General features: G+C 73.2%; 16 protein-coding genes. 4 read left to right on the top strand and 12 right to left on the bottom strand.

Going from position 1 to position 16,232, the window contains the following annotated elements:
- Positions 1–165 precede the first annotated feature (165 nt).
- The 6 genes from ACF09C_RS13680 to ACF09C_RS13655 form a co-directional block, all read right to left on the bottom strand.
- Positions 166–918: an endonuclease/exonuclease/phosphatase family protein gene (locus tag ACF09C_RS13680; protein WP_392091669.1), complete on the bottom strand. Its 753-nt coding sequence runs from the start codon at positions 916–918 to the stop codon at positions 166–168.
- Between the two features lie 76 nt (positions 919–994).
- On the bottom strand, positions 995–1,936 hold the full coding sequence (locus ACF09C_RS13675) for an ROK family glucokinase (protein WP_392091668.1): 942 nt from the start codon (positions 1,934–1,936) through the stop codon (positions 995–997).
- Positions 1,937–2,002: 66 nt separating this feature from the next.
- Entirely contained in the window at positions 2,003–2,449 is a 447-nt protein-coding gene (locus tag ACF09C_RS13670; protein ID WP_392091667.1) for a DUF5304 domain-containing protein, read from the bottom strand.
- 41 nt (positions 2,450–2,490) lie between these two features.
- Positions 2,491–3,609 carry an ArsA-related P-loop ATPase gene (locus ACF09C_RS13665; RefSeq protein ID WP_392091666.1) on the bottom strand — a complete coding sequence of 373 codons (1,119 nt, stop codon included), beginning with the start codon at positions 3,607–3,609 and terminating at the stop codon, positions 2,491–2,493.
- A 62-nt stretch (positions 3,610–3,671) separates the two neighbouring features.
- Positions 3,672–4,115 carry an SRPBCC family protein gene (locus ACF09C_RS13660; protein WP_362419647.1) on the bottom strand — a complete coding sequence of 148 codons (444 nt, stop codon included), beginning with the start codon at positions 4,113–4,115 and terminating at the stop codon, positions 3,672–3,674.
- Positions 4,116–4,206: 91 nt separating this feature from the next.
- Entirely contained in the window at positions 4,207–4,974 is a 768-nt protein-coding gene (locus tag ACF09C_RS13655; protein WP_392091665.1) for a metallophosphoesterase, read from the bottom strand.
- A gap of 252 nt (positions 4,975–5,226) precedes the next feature.
- On the opposite strand from ACF09C_RS13655, the gene ACF09C_RS13650 reads away from it, so the two are divergent.
- A complete protein-coding gene (locus ACF09C_RS13650) occupies positions 5,227–7,023 on the top strand; it encodes an AMP-dependent synthetase/ligase (protein WP_392091664.1) in 1,797 nt (598 codons plus the stop codon).
- 63 nt (positions 7,024–7,086) lie between these two features.
- Here ACF09C_RS13650 and ACF09C_RS13645 read toward each other — a convergent pair whose 3' ends face one another.
- A complete protein-coding gene (locus ACF09C_RS13645) occupies positions 7,087–8,229 on the bottom strand; it encodes a glycosyltransferase family 4 protein (RefSeq protein WP_392091663.1) in 1,143 nt (380 codons plus the stop codon).
- Positions 8,230–8,327: 98 nt separating this feature from the next.
- Here ACF09C_RS13645 and ACF09C_RS13640 point away from each other — a divergent pair, with 98 nt between their 5' ends.
- Positions 8,328–9,617: a glycosyltransferase 87 family protein gene (locus ACF09C_RS13640; protein WP_392091662.1), complete on the top strand. Its 1,290-nt coding sequence runs from the start codon at positions 8,328–8,330 to the stop codon at positions 9,615–9,617.
- On the opposite strand, the gene ACF09C_RS13635 is transcribed toward ACF09C_RS13640, so the two are convergent.
- From ACF09C_RS13635 to ACF09C_RS13615, 5 genes are all read right to left on the bottom strand, one after another.
- Entirely contained in the window at positions 9,574–10,788 is a 1,215-nt protein-coding gene (locus tag ACF09C_RS13635; RefSeq protein WP_392091661.1) for a hypothetical protein, read from the bottom strand. The two genes, ACF09C_RS13640 and ACF09C_RS13635, sit on opposite strands and share 44 nt — an antisense overlap.
- A gap of 40 nt (positions 10,789–10,828) precedes the next feature.
- Positions 10,829–11,845, bottom strand: a complete 1,017-nt coding sequence (locus ACF09C_RS13630; RefSeq protein WP_392091660.1) for an NlpC/P60 family protein — start codon at positions 11,843–11,845, stop codon at positions 10,829–10,831.
- 206 nt (positions 11,846–12,051) lie between these two features.
- Entirely contained in the window at positions 12,052–13,080 is a 1,029-nt protein-coding gene (locus ACF09C_RS13625) for an NlpC/P60 family protein (RefSeq protein ID WP_392091659.1), read from the bottom strand.
- Between the two features lie 257 nt (positions 13,081–13,337).
- Positions 13,338–14,702, bottom strand: coding sequence for an NYN domain-containing protein (locus ACF09C_RS13620; RefSeq protein WP_392091658.1), 1,365 nt, complete (start codon positions 14,700–14,702; stop codon positions 13,338–13,340).
- A 34-nt stretch (positions 14,703–14,736) separates the two neighbouring features.
- On the bottom strand, positions 14,737–14,979 hold the full coding sequence (locus ACF09C_RS13615) for a hypothetical protein (RefSeq protein ID WP_260228851.1): 243 nt from the start codon (positions 14,977–14,979) through the stop codon (positions 14,737–14,739).
- A gap of 156 nt (positions 14,980–15,135) precedes the next feature.
- On the opposite strand from ACF09C_RS13615, the gene ACF09C_RS13610 reads away from it, so the two are divergent.
- Positions 15,136–15,888, top strand: a complete 753-nt coding sequence (locus tag ACF09C_RS13610) for a rhomboid family intramembrane serine protease (RefSeq protein WP_392091657.1) — start codon at positions 15,136–15,138, stop codon at positions 15,886–15,888.
- Entirely contained in the window at positions 15,885–16,166 is a 282-nt protein-coding gene (locus tag ACF09C_RS13605) for an Lrp/AsnC family transcriptional regulator (protein WP_017238849.1), read from the top strand. The genes ACF09C_RS13610 and ACF09C_RS13605 overlap by 4 nt, the downstream gene beginning before the upstream one ends.
- The last annotated feature ends 66 nt before the right edge of the window (positions 16,167–16,232 follow it).

The following is a 16,232-nucleotide window of genomic DNA, read 5'->3' as shown; positions in this document are numbered from 1 at the left end:
AGGGGGGGGCCCCGGGGGGGGGGGGGGGGCGCTCCGCGGGGGGGTGCCCCCCGGGGGGGCCCCGCCCCCCCCCCCCCCCCCGCCCCCGCCCCCCCCCCCCCCGGGGGGGGGGGGGGGGGGGGGCCCCCCCCCCCCCCCCCCCACGGGCCTGTCGGACGTTACGGCTCAGGAGGCCGGGAGCCGTACGGCGGCCAGGACCGGCAGGTGGTCGGTGGCCGCGCGCAGGTCCGCCGGGTCGAGGCCGTCGAGGTCCTGGGGGACGCCGCAGCCGAGGAACTCGACGCCCTGCGTCGCCAGGATCGCGTCGATGCGCTGATGCGGCTCGTCGGGCGTCGAGGTGTACTCGCCGCCCCAGGGACTGACCGCCCAGCCGTCCTGGAGCTCCTTGGCGAGCCGGGTGAAACTCCGGCCGCCGGGGCGCTCGTTGAGGTCTCCGGCCACGATCGTGTGCGGGGTGTCCATGCCGGCCACCCGGTCGAGGACCATCCCTGCCTGGGCGTACCGCTCCTCGCCCCGCAGGCTGAGGTGGCAGCTGATCAGGCCGACGCGGGCGCCCGCGAACCGTACGACGGCGGTGGCGAGGCCACGCCGGTGGAGGCCGGGGGTGAGCGGCAGGAGCACGTCCTCGGCGCGTTCGACGGTGGCCCGCAGCGAACACATCAGGAGCGGTCCCGCGGCCGTCGCGCCGCCGCTGAGCAGGACGAGTTCGCTCTTCGCGGCGAGCCGGGCCGCGTGTTTGCGCCAGCGGAAGAACCGCGGCGCCTCCTGGACGAAGACGAGATCGGGCGCGCAGGCCCGGATGACGCGGGCGAGGGCGTCCTCGTCGTCCCGCATCGAACGGATGTTGTAGCTCAGGACCCGGACGACGGCCGAACCGTCCGCCTCGGTGCGGGAGTTGGGCAGCGGGGTGATCGCCATACCCGGCAACATACGACACCCGCCCGCCGCTTCCCCCAGGGACGCGACGGGCGGGTGGGCATGCCGTGGAAAGGCGCTAGCCCTGGCGGGCCAGGTCGGCCGCGCCGACGAGACCGGCCTTGCCGCCGAGCTGGGCGGCGAGGACCTGGGCGTGCGGACGCCACTGGCCACCGATCAGCCAGCGGCGGAAGGACTTCCGGATCGGGTCGAGGACCAGCTCGCCCTCGTCGGAGACCCCGCCGCCGACGATGAAGGCGGACGGGTCGAAGAGGGACGCCAGGTCGGCGAGGCCGGCGCCCGCCCAGCGGGCCAGCTCCCGGAAGGAGTCGACGGCCACCGGGTCACCGGCGCGGGCCGCCTGGCTGATGTGCTTGCCCTCGATGGACTCGGGCGTGCCGTCGCCGAGGCCGAGGAGGATCTCCGCGCGCTCGGGCGTGGCGTTGGCGCGCTGCTTGGCGTAGCGGACGAGGGCGCGGCCGGAGGCGTACTGCTCCCAGCAGCCCTGGCTGCCGCAGCCGCACAGCAGGCCGTCCGGGACGACCCGGATGTGCCCGAACTCGGCCGCGACGCCGAAGCGGCCGCGGCGCAGCTTGTTGCCGATGATGATGCCGCCGCCGAGGCCGGTGCCGAGGGTGATGCAGATGACGTCCTCGTGGCCCTTGCCCGCGCCGAACTTGTACTCGCCCCAGGCCGCCGCGTTCGCGTCGTTCTCGACGACGACCGGGAGGCCGACCCGCTGCTCGACCTTGTCCTTCAGCGGCTCGTGCCGCCAGTCGATGTTCGGCGCGAAGAGGACGGTGGCGCGCTTGTCGTCGACGTAGCCCGCGGCACCGATGCCGACAGCCTCGATCTGATGGCCCTTGCCGGCCTCGGAGACAGCGGCGCAGATCGCGTCGACGATGCCTTCGGGGGTCGGCGGGGTGGGCACCTTGTGCGTGTCGAGGATGTTGCCCTCCTCGTCGACCACGCCGGCCGCGATCTTCGTGCCGCCGATGTCGACGCCGATGGTGAGTCCCATGTGTCCCTCAGTATTCGGTCGAGCCCCGCTAGGGCCAACCGTACCCGAGGGGGCCGACCGTACTGATCAGTCCAGGTCGATGGGGCGCCCGGGTCCGGGCCCCTCGCCCTCGGTCCCGGGGTCCTTCGGGGTGTCCGGCGCGCTCCGTTCGCCGCGCGGGTCGTCGGGCTCGTCGCGGGTCCAGCGGGTCTCGTGGCCCTCGACCGCGGAGCGGTAGGCGGCGAGCAGCTCGTTCCCGGCGGCCGCGAGGTGGTCGAAGACCTGCGGGTTGCGCTCGATGATCGGCTCGACGGCGGCCTTCGCCTGGTTGACGAACTGCTGCACGGTGCCCTGGGCGGCCATGCCCGCGAGCGGACCGCGCAGGGTGGAGAACTTGTCGGCGACGGCGTCGAAGAGCTTGCGGAACTCCTCGGCGGCCGAGCCGGGCTCCGCGCCGCCGGCGGCGCGGCGGCGGGCCTTCTCGGCCTCCAGGTCCTCGGCGCACGCCTTGGCCCAGGCGTCAGAATCGCTCATGGCGTACTCCTTACGGCTTATACCGTCGACGGTACACGTCCTCAGGGGGCCTTCGGCCAGAGACCGGCGTCCGGGGCGAACCTGACCCTGAGGTCGCCGTCGACGAGCCCCGCCCCGGCGACCGTGCAGCGGCGCAGGGCGGCCGGGAGCGGCACGCTGCGGCGGAACGGGCCGACGGCGAGGAGGAGTTCGTCGCCGCGCCGGACGAGGGAGAGCTCCTCCTTGACGGCGCCGGGCAGCGGGACGTGCCAGACGAGGATGCCGTCCTCGGCCCGGCGGTCCTCGACCGTCCAGGCGGGCGCGGGCGCGGGTTTCGTGTCGACGGCGAGCAGGGTGAGGTCCTCGGCGCCGCGGGGGTCCCGGCCCAGGTGCGGGAGGGCGTGCACGGCTCCGTCGTGTCCGGTGCGGAGCCGGTCCAGGTGCTCGTGCTGCTGGGCGGTGAGGGCGGCGAACCAGGGGTCCTGGGACTCCGCGGGGAGCAGCTTGTTGGCGACGACCGTGTCGAGGGCGAGGCCGTGCAGGGCGAGGCCGAGGCGGGCGGTGCGCAGGGTCTCGGTCGCGGCGGGTCCCGGCTCGACGACGAGGCGTACGGCGGTGGTGGGGGCGTCGACGACGGCCTGGACGGCGGCGAGCTCGGCCTCCCAGCGGGCGGTCGTCTCGTAGAGCCACTGCGCGGGCATCGGGACGCCGGCGAGCTGGGCCAGCATGGGGCGCAGGGCGCGGGCGGCCTGCCGTTCGGGCGGCAGGAGGCGGCGCAGGTAGCGGCGCAGCTGCTCGGGCAGGGCGAGCAGGGCGAGGGCGTCGAGCAGCGGCGGCAGGTCGACCACGACGAGGTCGACGTCCGGCCGGGCGGCGGCGTCGCGCAGGGCGCGGAGCAGGGCGAAGGGGGCGCTGCCGGGGAGTTCGGTGAGTTCGGCGTCCTCGAAGGGGGCGGCGCCGAGCAGGTCGAGGGCGGTGGCGGAGCGTTCCTGCAGGGCGAGGAACTCCCGGCGGAAGTCGGCTCCGGGGGTGGGGCGCAGGACGTCCACCCCGAGGCCGTGCTCGGCGTCCGCCGAGACGAGCAGGACGCGTCGCCCGGCTCGGGCGTCGGCGAGCGCGGTCGCGGCGGCCACGGTCGTCCGCCCGGCTCCGCCGGCCCCGGTGACTAGCAGGATCCCCATACGGCGGAACGTTACCGGTAGGGCCGGGAGGGGACGGACGGTCGCCGTCCCCGGGCGCCGGTCTACTCGCCCGATTCCACGCGCTTCTTCAGGCCGGCGAGGGCGCGGTCGATGATGACCTTCTCCGCCTTGCGCTTGATCATGCCGAGCATCGGGATCTTGACGTCGACGGTGAGCTGGTACGTCACCTCGGTGCGCGTGCCGTCGCCCGCCGGGGCGAGCTGGTAGGAGCCGTCGAGGGCGCGGAGCATCTGGGACTTGACCAGCGTCCAGGAGACCTCGTTGTCGCCGGTCCAGGTGTAGGCCAGCGTGTGGTCGTCCTTGATCGCGCCCGCGTCGAGCAGCAGGCGGACCTTCTCCGCGCGGCCGGCCTCGTCCTTCTCCAGGACCTCGGCCTCCTTCACCTCGCCCGTCCACTCGGGGTAGCGCGCGAAGTCGGCGATGACGCTCATGACGTCGGCCGGCGCTGCCTCGATGGTGATGCTCGAGCTGGTGTGTTCGGCCATCGTGGTGGCTCCTCCACTGTGCGGTCCGGCGGAAGTCAGGACGGCACGAACGTGCCGACTCGAAGGCTATCGCGCCCTCACCGGCGCCCCGTCACCACTCCAGCGTCCACGGCCGGCCCGTCGCCGCGAAGTGGCCGACGTTCACGCACTCGGTGCCCGCGACCCGCATGCGCCGGGCCAGCGGCTGGTGGACGTGGCCGAAGAGGGCGTACCGGGGCCGGGTCCGCCGGATCGCGTCGAGCAGGGCCCGGCTGCCGCGCTCGAAGCGGCGGGCGACGGTGTCGTACGTGAGTTCCGGGACGTCCGGCGGGATGTGGCTGCACAGCACGTCGACCTCGCCGAGCGCCTCGACCTTCGCCGCGTACTCCTCGTCGGAGATCTCGTAGGGCGTGCGCATCGGGGTGCGCAGTCCGCCGCCCACGAAGCCGAAGACCAGGCCGCCTATCTCGACCCGCTCGCCGTCCAGGACGGTGGTCCCCGGGCGGGCGTACTCGGGCCAGAGCCCGGGAATGTCGACATTGCCGTAGGTCGCGTACGTCGGGGTGGGGAAGGCGGCGAAGAGCTCTTCGTACTGGCGGCGTACCGCGCCCTCGATCGCGGTGTCGCGGTCGACGGCGAGCTCGGACCACAGGCGCCGCCCCAGGTCGCGGGCCTCGTCGAAGCGGCGGGCGGTGCGCAGTTCGACGATGAGGTCCGCGTTCGCCACGCCGAAGAGGTCGGGGAAGATGCCCCGGCTGTGGTCGGCGTAGTCGAGGAAGAGCACCAGGTCACCCAGGCAGACCAGGGCGTCCGCGCCCTGCCCCGCCTTGGCGAGGGCCCCGCTGTTCCCGTGCACGTCGCTGACCACGTTGATCCTCATGCCGTCAGCGTAGGGCGTCGGACCTGCGGTTACTTCCGAGTCCTCAAAGCTGTGGACTACTGTGCGCGAAGCACCGCCACAGCTGTGTGACGCACGGAACATCTGACCAGGACCCCCTATCGGGAACCCAGTACTGATGGGTAACGTCCGGGCAGTCCAGTTGTGCTCACCCCACTGAGCACCTGCGATCTTGGACCGCACCGGTGCATCACACAGAGCCGTGGCGCCGGCGCCCGATGAGGAGCAGCAGTCTTGCGCGAGTTCAGCCTTCCGGCCCTGTACGAGGTCCCCTCGGACGGCAATCTGACGGATCTCATCCGCCGCAACGCCACTCAGCACCCCGATGTCGCCGTGATGGGACGCAAGGTCGCCGGTGTCTGGACGGACGTCACCGCAGCGCAGTTCCTCGCCGAGGTCAGAGGGGCCGCGAAGGGACTGATCGCGGCGGGTGTGGAGCCGGGCGACCGGGTCGCCCTGCTGTCCAGGACGCGGTACGAGTGGGTGCTCCTCGACTTCGCGATCTGGAGTGCGGGCGCGGTGACCGTGCCGGTGTACGAGACCAGCTCGCCGGAGCAGATCCAGTGGATCCTCGGCGACTCGGGCGCCACGCTCGCCCTGGTCGAGTCCGCGGCCCACGCGGAGTCGGTGGAGTCGGTACGGACGGAGCTGCCGGCCCTGAAGGGCGTCCGGCAGATCGAGGCGGACGCGGTCGCGCAGCTCACCGCCGAGGGCGCGGAGATCGCCGACGAGCTGCTCGACGAGCGGATGTCCGCGGCGAACGCGGACGACCCGGCGACAATCGTCTACACCTCGGGCACCACCGGCCGCCCCAAGGGCTGTGTGCTGACGCACCGTGCCTTCTTCGCGGAGTGCGGCAACGTCGTGGAGCGCCTGAAGCCGCTCTTCCGCACCGGCGAGTGCTCGGTGCTGCTCTTCCTGCCGGCCGCGCACGTCTTCGGACGGCTCGTCGAGGTCGCGTCCGTGATGGCGCCGATCAAGCTGGGCTGCGTCCCGGACATCAAGAACCTGACGGACGAGCTGGCCTCCTTCCGGCCGACGCTGATCCTGGGCGTGCCGCGCGTCTTCGAGAAGGTCTACAACTCGGCGCGGGCCAAGGCCCAGGCGGACGGCAAGGGCAAGATCTTCGACAAGGCCGCGCACACGGCGATCGCGTACAGCCGGGCGATCGACTCGCCGCAGGGCCCGTCGTTCGGCCTGCGGCTGAAGCACAGGATCTTCGACAAGCTGGTCTTCTCCAAGCTGCGGGCGGTGCTCGGCGGGCGCGGCGAGTACGCGATCTCGGGCGGCGCGCCGCTGGGTGAGCGGCTGGGCCACTTCTTCCGCGGGATCGGCTTCACGGTCCTGGAGGGCTACGGCCTGACGGAGTCGTGCGCGGCGACCGCGTTCAACCCGTGGGACCGGCAGAAGATCGGCACGGTCGGTCAGCCGCTGCCGGGCTCGGTGGTGCGGATCGCCGACGACGGCGAGGTGCTGCTGCACGGCGAGCACATCTTCTCCGGGTACTGGAAGAACGAGTCGGCGACGGCCGAGGCCCTCGCGGACGGCTGGTTCCACACCGGGGACATCGGCACCCTCGACGAGGACGGCTACCTCGCGATCACCGGCCGCAAGAAGGAGATCCTGGTGACGGCGGGCGGCAAGAACGTCGCCCCGGCGGTCATCGAGGACCGGATCCGGGCGCACGCGCTGGTCGCGGAGTGCATGGTGGTCGGCGACGGGCGGCCGTTCGTCGGCGCGCTCGTCACCCTGGACGAGGAGTTCCTGGGCCGCTGGGCCTCGGAGCACGGCAAGCCGGCCGGCTCGACGGCGGCCTCGCTGCGCGACGACGCGGAGCTACTCGCGGAGGTCCAGCGGGCGGTGGACGACGGCAACGCGGCGGTGTCGAAGGCCGAGTCGGTGCGCAAGTTCCGTGTCCTGCCCGCGCAGTTCACGGAGGAGGCGGGCCACATCACGCCGTCGCTGAAGCTGAAGCGGAACGTGGTGGCGAAGGACTTCGCGGACGAGATCGAGGCGATCTACCGCGCGTAGCGCGGAACCCCTTCAGACATGAGGAGGGCCCGGTGCGGGATGCACCGGGCCCTCCTCACGTCTCTACAGCAGTTCCTTCAGGCGCTCCGCCAGAAGGTCCCAGCGCCAGCGGTCCTCGACCCACTCGCGGCCCCGGGTGCCCATGCGGCGGCGCAGCTCGGCGTCGAGCAGGAGGGTCGCGACGCGCTCGGCCGACTCCTCGGGGGCGTCGCCGCGGACCACCCAGCCGGTCTCGCCGTCCAGGACCGCGTCGGGTGCGCCGCCCGAGTCGCCCGCGACGACGGGGAGCCCGGTGGCCGAGGCCTCCAGGTAGACGATGCCGAGGCCCTCCACGTCCAGGCCGCCCCTGCGGGTGCGGCAGGGCATCGCGAAGACGTCACCGGCGCCGTAGTGGGCCGGGAGCTCCGCCCACGGCACCGCGCCCGTGAAACGTACGGAATCGGCCACGCCGGTCTCGGCGGCGAGTCGGCGCAGGTCCTTCTCGTACGGCCCGCCCCCGACGATCAGCAGCACCGCGTCCGGCACCCGGCGCAGGATCTCCGGCAGGGCCCTGATCAGCGTGTCCTGGCCCTTGCGCGGGACGAGCCGCGAGACGCACACGACGACCGGGCGGTCGGTGAGCCCGAGCCGTTCCCGTACCGCGTCACCGCCCGAGCCTGGGTGGAAGGTCTTCTCGTCGACGCCCGGCGGGAGCTGGACCATCCGCCCCGCGGCGGCCGGGGTCAGCGCCCCGGCGATCCGCGAGCGCGTGTACTCGCCGAGGTAGGTGAGCGTGTCCGTGCCCTCGCCGATGCGGCGAAGGAGCTGCCGCGCGCCCGGCAGCTGGGCCCAGCCCGCCTCGTGGCCGTGCGTCGTCGCGACGAGCCGGCGCGCGCCCGCCCGGCGCAGGGCGGGGCCCATGAGCCCGAGGGGCGCGGCCGCCCCGAACCAGACCGACTCGCAGCCGTGCTCGCGCAGCAGCGCGGTGGCCCGGGCGGTGACCCTGGGTGTGGGCAGCAGCATGGTGGTGCGGTCCCGCACGACCGTGAAAGGCTGTTCGGCGTCGAACGCGGCGGTCGCCTCGATCCCCTCGCGGCTCCGCTTCCAGGTGGAGGCGTAGACCACGACCCGCTCGGGATCCAGGCGCAGCGCCATGTTGTGCAGGAAGGCCTGGATCCCCCCGGGCCGGGGCGGGAAGTCGTTGGTTACGATCAGGGTCTTGTGCATCGTCGCCGAATGTACGTGACGGCACCCCCCGCCCGGCAACACCCCCCCTCCGCCCGCGCGGACCGAACAGACCGACCGACGGATTGGACGAGTCAGGAATGACGGGCGTACTGGGTACGGCTGCCGAGCGCGCGAGAAGGAACCCCGATCTGGTCTGGGCGGTCACCCGCGTCGTCCTGCTGCTGTGCGTCTTCAAGGTGCTCCGGGTCCCGGGACCCGACGTCACGAGCGACATCGACCAGATCTACCGCGGCTGGTTCGAGGTGCTGCGGACCGGCACGTACCCGCTGGACGACGTCACCTGGCAGTACCCGCCGCTCGCGGCCGTGGCGATCCTCTCCCCCGCGCTGCTGCCCTTCCTGGACTACGCCGCCGCCTTCTTCGTGCTCGCCTTCCTCTGCGACGCGCTCGTCTACGGACTGCTGCGGTACACGGGACGGCGGCGCGGCCGCAGCCCGCGCGGGGCGTGGGTCTGGATCGCGGGCGTGCCGCTGCTCGGCCCGACCGCGTACGCCCGCTACGACCTGATGGTGACCGCCGTGGCGGTGGCCGCGCTGCTCGCGGCGGCGCGCCGGCCGGCCGTGCTCGGGGCCCTCGCGGGCCTGGGGGCGATGCTGAAGGTCTGGCCCGCGCTGCTGCTCGCGGGCACCCCGCGCGGCCGCGCGACGCTCCGCTCCTGGCCCGCGGCGGCGGGCTCGGCGGCGGGGCTGCTGCTGCTGTGCGTCCTCGCGGCGCCCGGGGCGCTCGCGTTCCTGAACTTCCAGCGGGACCGCGGCACGGAGGTCGAGTCGCTGGGCGCGCTGGTCTTCCATCTGGCCCGGTACGTCGGCTGGGACGGCGAGGTGCGGATGAACTACGGCTCGATCGAGTTCCTCGGGCCGTACGTCTCCGCCGTCTCCACCGCCGCCATGGCGCTGACCTTCGCCGCCTTCGGCTGGCTCCTGGTGTGGCGGATCAGGGCCCGGGCGTTCACGTCGTCGACGACGGCGGACGCGGCCTTCGTGGCGGTGCTGCTCTTCACCACGACGAGCCGGGTGATAAGCCCCCAGTACATGATCTGGCTGGTGGGCCTCGCCGCGGTGTGCACGGCGTACCGGGCGAGCCGGATGCGCCGGCCCGCGCTGCTGGTGCTGTGGGCGACGGCGGTGACGCAGCTGGAGTTCCCGATCTGGTTCTCGCACGTCACCGACAGCGATCCGCTCGGGGTGACGCTGCTGCTCGTACGGAACGGTCTGCTGGTGGCCGCGTCGGTCTCGGCCTGCCGCGTCCTGTGGCGGCAGACGGTGACCGAGCCGCGTCTGACCCCGCTGTCGATCCCGGCCCAGCGGGAACCGCTGCGGACAGCTACCCCAGCCGCTGCCGCAGGTACGTCCGCCAGTCGTCGGTGAACTCCTCCGGGGTGGTGTCGAGGACCTCGGCGAGCGCCTTCTCGACCGCTCCCTCGCGCTGCGGGTGGGCGCCCACCGCGCGGTAGAAGTCCCGCAGTTCCGGCTCGCCCCAGCGCTCCGCGATCATCGCGCACGCGAGCCAGCCGCCCTCGTACGCGCGGGCCAGGGCGTCCGCGTCGCCGCCGAAGGCGAAGGCCTTGTCGTCCGGCAGCGCGGCAGGCAGGTCGCCCGCGCGGACCGCCCGGCGCAGCTCGGGGGCGGCCTGCGCGGCCGTGCGGCCCGTGTCGCGGTACGCCACCCAGTCGGCGAGGCCCTCCGAGAGCCAGACCGGGGTGGCCGCGGAGGTCGCGGCGCGGGTGGCCACGTGGGTCGTCTCGTGGGTGAGGACCACCTGCTGCCCGAACTCCCCCAGCACGCCGTACGCCTCGGGGTTGACGATCACCCGGTCCGCGGGCGCGTGGGGGCCGCCCCCGACCTCCCCGGTGGTGACGGCCGCTATCCCCCGGTACGAGGCCGGCGGCGCCCCCAGCAGGCCGCCCATGCCGTCGAGGGTGGCCGGGACGAGGACCACCACCCGGCGCGCCCAGTCCCCGGGCCAGGCCGCCGAGACCGCGGGCACGGCCCGGTCGGCGTACGCCGCGACGGCCTTGAGGCGCTCCTCCGACTGCCCGACGCCGAGGACGAGGCTGTGCCTGCCCCGTACGGTCTCCACCTCGCCCTGCTGCCAGAGCTGCTGCGGGGCGCCCTCGGCGGGCCGGTCGGCGGTCACGTACCAGCGGCCGTCCCGCTCGGTCAGGTCCAGGACGCGTTCGGTGGTGACGGGCCCCGCGTCGTAGCCGTCGATCCGGTAGCTCAGCTCGGCGCGGGCGGTGGCCCGGTCCTGCCCGGAGCGGTCGACGTCCTTCAGGCGGTAGCCCCAGGAGGCGAGGGGCACCTCGGCGAGCCGGTCGAACTCCGCGAGGGCGGCGGGCGCGTGGGCGGGGTCGAGGGCCACCGCGTAGGCCGCCTCGTCGCGGGCGAGCAGCGCCCGCGCGTGCCGGTCGAGGAGCGTGCGGATCTCCTGGGGCGCGGGGTCGACCGGCCCGGGGGCCGCGCACCCGGCCAGGCCGAGCAGCGCCGTCAGCAGACAGGCCGCCGTCCTTCGCCTCGCACCACGCCGCTGACCTGCCACGCTCCCGATCGTACGGGCAGCCGGGCGGACAGGTGTCCGGTCAGACCCGCGTCACCGTCACGTGGGACATCATCCCCACGGGGTCGTAGCGCACCCGGGCGCCGGGATAGGGGGCGTGGATGACCTGTCCGTTGCCCGCGTAGATCCCGACATGGCTGGCGTCGCTGCGGTACGTCACGAGGTCGCCGGGCTGCGCCTGGGACAGCGGCACCTGCCGGCCCGCGTGGCGCTGCGCCTGCGAGGTGCGGGGCAGGCTGATCCCGGCCTGCCGGTACGACCAGACCATCAGGCCCGAGCAGTCGAAGCCGGACGGGCCGGTCGCGCCCCAGACGTACGGCTTGCCGATGGCGCCGCGGGCGGCGATCACCGCGGCGGCGGCCCGTGACGAGGCCGGGCCGAGGTCGGCCATCGGCGGCGGCTCCTCGAGTCCCTCGCGGCCCGAGCGGGAGGCGCGGCCCTCGAAGTCGGCGCGCTCCTCGGCCGTCAGCGACTGGAGCAGCCTGCGGGCCTCGGCGAGCTTCCGCTCGACGGCGCGCTTGTGCTGGGCGACCTGGGTGCGGCTGACCTCCAGCTCGGCGAGGAGCCGGGTGGCCTCGGTCCGCTGCTGGTGCAGCCGGCGCTGCTCCTGCTGGAGCCGGCCGAGCGCGAGGCCCTGCCGGGCGGCCACCCGGTCGAGGACGGAGGCGCGTTCGAGGTAGGAGTCGGGGTCGGAGGAGAGCAGCAGGGCGAGGGCCGGGTCGATGCCGCCGGAGCGGTACTGGGCCCCGGCGACCGAACCGAGCGCGTCCCGCATGCGGTTGACCCGCTCCTGGCCGCGCGCCACGCTGTCCCGGGCCTGGGCGACCGTCCTGCGCAGCCCGTCCGCGCGCTCGTCGGCCTTGTTGTAGCCCTCGGTGGCCCGTTCGGCCTCCTCGAAGAGCCGGTCGACCGTGGCGCGCGTCGTCTCCGGGGTGCCGATCGGGTCGGCGCTCGCGGGGACGGCGCCGAAGGCCGTCGCCGCGGTGGCCGCGGCGGCGGTCAGGACGGTGACCCTGGCGGGTCGTCGGTGGGACGCCACGTATCGCGCTCCGTTCGCTGGTGGCCCGGAGGTGGCCCGGACCGGCGCGGCAGACAGTAGCCGGTGATCACTCGCCGTCCAACGAAGCTCTCGGGCACGCAAAGTGACGCCCCGCCGGAGACCACAAGGTCACCGGCGGGGCGTCACGTCAGCGAAGGATGCGACGAACCACCCGATTGGGCGTGGGGTCGCGAGGGTCGTACGCGTCAGATGCGGACACCGAACTGGAAGGTGCCCATGTAGCTCATCGACTCGTAGCGGACCACGGCGCCCGGCTTCGGGGCGTGCAGGATCTGCCCGTTGCCCGCGTACAGACCCACGTGCGAAAGGCCGTTGAAGAAGACCAGGTCGCCGGGCTTGAGCTGGCTGCGGCCGATCTTCACGCCGTCGTTCTGCTGGGTGTAGGTGGTGCGGGTCAGCGTGGCGCCGGCCTGGCGGTAGGCCCACTGCGTCAGACCGGAGCAGTCGTAGGCGTTGGGGCCCTCGGCGCCGGAGACGTACGGCTTGCCGAGCTGGGTGGCCGCGGCGGCGAGCGCGTCCGCGCCGAGGCGGGAGGCCGGGGCCTCGTTGCCGAGGTTGACCCGCTCACCGGCGGCGCGGCTGGCGCGCTGCTCGTCCTGCTGGATCTTGGCGCGCTCGGCGGCGGTGAGGGTGTTGAGCAGCTTGCGGGCCTCGGCCAGCTTGCCCTGGTAGGCCTTCTTCTTCTCACCGAGGGTCTTGCGGACGTCCTCGAGGTCGGCGAGCTTCGTCGTCGCCTCGGCGCGCTGCTGCGCGAGGGTGCGCTGCTTGGCCTGGATCGACTGGAGCACGTCGGCCTGCTTGGCGCCGAGCTGGTCGATCGCGGACGCCTTGTCGAGGTAGGTGTCCGGGTCGGAGGAGAGGAAGAGCTGGAGCGCCGGGTCGATGCCACCGGAGCGGTACTGCGCGGAGGCGACCGAACCGATGCTGTTGCGCAGGGTGTTGAGCTCCTGCTGGCCGCGGGCCACCTTGTCCTGCAGGGTGCTGATCTCGCCCTGGAGCTTGCCGCGCCGCTCTTCGGCCAGGTTGTACTGCTCCGTGGCCTCTTCGGCCTCGTGGTTGAGCTCGTCGACCTTCGACTTGACCTCGTCGATCTTCGGCTTGGGAGCAGCCTGGGCGCCGGTCTGGGCGGTGAGCGCGACGGCGGCGGCGGCGGTGACGCCGAGCACGGTCACACGGGTGCGGCTCGGCTGCTTGGGTCGACGGTGGGACGCCACGAAGGCGAGCTCCTTCTTCCTCGAGCCGCCCAACCGAACTGCGTCAGGCGGTCCCTCCGCCTGACATCCCGGATGGATGATCAACCGCGCGAAGGTTCGAGGCCCGACCCTAGTGACCATCTTGTGATCAGTTCAAATCCTCATGGGCAAAATCTCGCTCACAGGGCACATTATTTACACGCACCACACGGGCGGTAATGGGCACTTGACCCTGCGCCCTCCAGAATTCGGGCATTACGCCCAGGACTTACGATCCCTCACGACATGCGCGAAAGCCGCTTGAGCAACAAGGCGGACGCGACGGGCCGCGCACCGGCCTTGGCGACCCCGTCGGCGACCTCGCGGTCGGTGGAGACGACCACGACCGGACGGCCCGGCGGCTCGGCGCGCACCAGCTGGCGGATCAACTCGTCGGCCGTGACACCCGGCTTGGAGAACAGCACGCGCACCCCACGCGGCGGCGCGAGGAGGACCGGGGCGGCCAGCTCGGCCCCGTCGAAGACACAGGTGACCTCGGCGCCCGAGCGGGCCGCGAGGGCGGAGAGCCCGCCGAGCAGCCGCAGCCGCTGCTTCTCCAGCGGCATGGTCGGGTAGCCGGTCTTGGTGACGTTGTAGCCGTCCACGACCAGATGCGTCTGCGGGAGCGCCAGGAGCTGGTCGAGCAGGGCCGGGTCGGTCTCGGAGAGCGCGCGGGCCGCGATGTCCTTCGGCGACATCCGGCCGGGCTCCACCGCGTCGACGGTGTCGGCGGGGTGCACCGAGACGGGCGGCAGGGCCAGTTCGCGCCGGAGCCCCTGGGCGGCGTCGAGCACGGTGTCGAGCAGCAGCCGCAGCCGCATGTCCTCGACCGAGCGCCCCTCGCGGGCGGCCCTGCGGCTGGCCTCCAGGGCCGCCTCGACCTCACCGAGCCGGGACTTGAGCCGACGGGTCTCGCTCTCGGCGGCCGACACCTGCGCCGCCGCGTCGGCCCTGATCGTGTCGATCTCGGCCTGGGTCCTGCGTAGCGCCGCCTCGCCGCGCTTCACATCGCTCTGGGCGCTGCGCAGCTTGCGGTGAAGCGATTCGGCTTCCTTGCGGGCGGCTTCCAGATCGTGGCGCAGCTGCTCGGTCTCGGCGCGGCCGCGGTCCTTCGCGGTGGCGACCTCCTCGCGCAGCCGCTCCAGCTCGCGCCGGCCCGCCTCGTCGGCCCGCTCGGCGTCGGCCCGCTGGGCCTCCTCACCGGCGGCGGCGACCAGCTTGACCCAGCCGACCGGGCGCAGCACATAGGCGGCCGCGGCGACGTCGACGGGGTCGGCGGCGGCCGGCGGGGCGCCGGTCTCGACGGCCCCGGCCAGCTCGGGCTGCGCCTCCTTGAAGCGCTCACCGATCCGCTGCCGGAAGAGCGGGTCGCTCTCCAGGGCGGCGGCCATGGCGTTGCCGGCGAACTTGGCCCGCCGGCTCGCGGTGAAGCGGGCGTACTGCCGCAGGGGTGCCGGTAGTTCGGCGACCGTCAGCCCGCCGAAGGCGTCCGAGACCAGCGCGACGACCCTGCGCCGCACGCCGTCCGGCAGCGGGCGGTCGAGCGCCTCGGCAGCGTCACCTGCCGCGCCGGCCGGTTCTCCACCGTGCGCGGGCTGCTCCACGATCCGTCACCCCATTGTCATTCGCACCGCTCCGTCAGGAAGCGGTGCCGGGCCTGTCCACCAGTTCGATCTGGTCCACCGCGTTGCACCAGCGGCAGCGGACCGACTCGATGGTCTCACTGACCACCTCGCGCTCCTCGACCTTCGGCTCTCCCGCGAGATCCAGATGGACGTACTCGACGACCTTCGAGGAGCGGGTCACATCGAACCGGGTGAGGTTGCCGCAGAGAGTGCAGCGCCAGCGGGTCTCGGCGGTCGGCAGGGGAACCGTCGTCATCGTGCCGTCCTCTTTCATGTGCGTCATGCGAGTGCGGGTGCCGCGGTGCGCCGTCGAACCGCTGAGGTACAACGCGTAACCCTACGGCCTTGCGCGTACCCCATGTCGCGGCGAGGCACTCTGTCCAGGTCGGCACCGTTACGCCATGATCTGTCCATGATCGATTGGCGGCGGATCGACTGGCGGCGGACGGCCCTCGGCACCTGGCGGAGTTTCCGGACCGGGCCCACGGTGACGTACGCCCTGATCGGCGCCTGCTGCCTGGTGTTCCTGATCGGCCCGGTCTCGGGGCTCGATCCCGCGTACGGGACCGGGGACGCGGTCCTCGCGGCGCAGAGCGCGTACTTCCACCACTGGGGCGTCGTACCGGCCGAGCTGATGGGCGGCGGACCGCCGCGCACCCTGCTCACCCCGCTGACCGCGCTCTTCGTCCACGGCAGCTGGCTGCACCTGCTGGGGAACATGCTCTTCCTCTACGTCTTCGGCGCGATGACCGAGAACCGGATGGGCCCGCTCGCGTTCGGCCTCTTCTACCTGGGCTGCGGCTATCTGGCCCTGCTCGGCTACGCGGCGGCGTACGCGGACAGCGAGCAGACCCTGGTCGGGGCCTCGGGGGCGATCTCGGGGGTGCTCGGCGCGTTCCTCTTCCTCTTCCCCCGCGCCCGGGTGACCAGCCTCTTCCCCTTTCTGCTCTTCCTTCCGCTGCGCTTCCCCGCCTGGATCGTGCTGGTCTTCTGGTTCGTGCTGCAGTGGCTGGCGGCCCGCGGGGCGGGCGCGGGCCCGGGCGTGGCGTACCTGGCCCATGTGGTGGGCTTCGCCGTCGGCTTCCTCTACGCCTGGGGCCGCTACCGGGGTGGGGATACAGTGAAGTCCCCAGCTGCGGCGACCGAGGGAGAAAGCCAGCCGTGATCACCGCGATCGTGCTCATCAAGACCAGCGTGGACCGCATCCCCGAGATCGCGGAGTCGATCGCCGCGCTCGACAGCGTCAGCGAGGTCTTCTCGGTGACCGGTACGTACGACCTGATCGCCATGGTCCGGGTGCCCCGGCACGACGACCTGGCGGACGTCATCCCCGGCCGGATCAGCAAGATCCCGGGCGTCGAGGCGACGGACACGCACGTCGCGTTCCGTACGTACTCCCAGCACGACCTGGAGGCGGCCTTCGCCATCGGTCTGGAGTCCTGACTCCGGGGGCGGGGATCCGCGGCGAAGATGAAGGAATCCTCATCGGGGCCTCATCCTCGCCGGCGC

It is taken from the genome of Streptomyces sp. NPDC014870 (genome assembly GCF_043081505.1).
Classification (GTDB): Bacteria; Actinomycetota; Actinomycetes; order Streptomycetales; family Streptomycetaceae; genus Streptomyces.
Note: the sequence above shows the minus strand (reverse complement) of the source record. Positions and strands in the feature narration are given on the sequence as shown.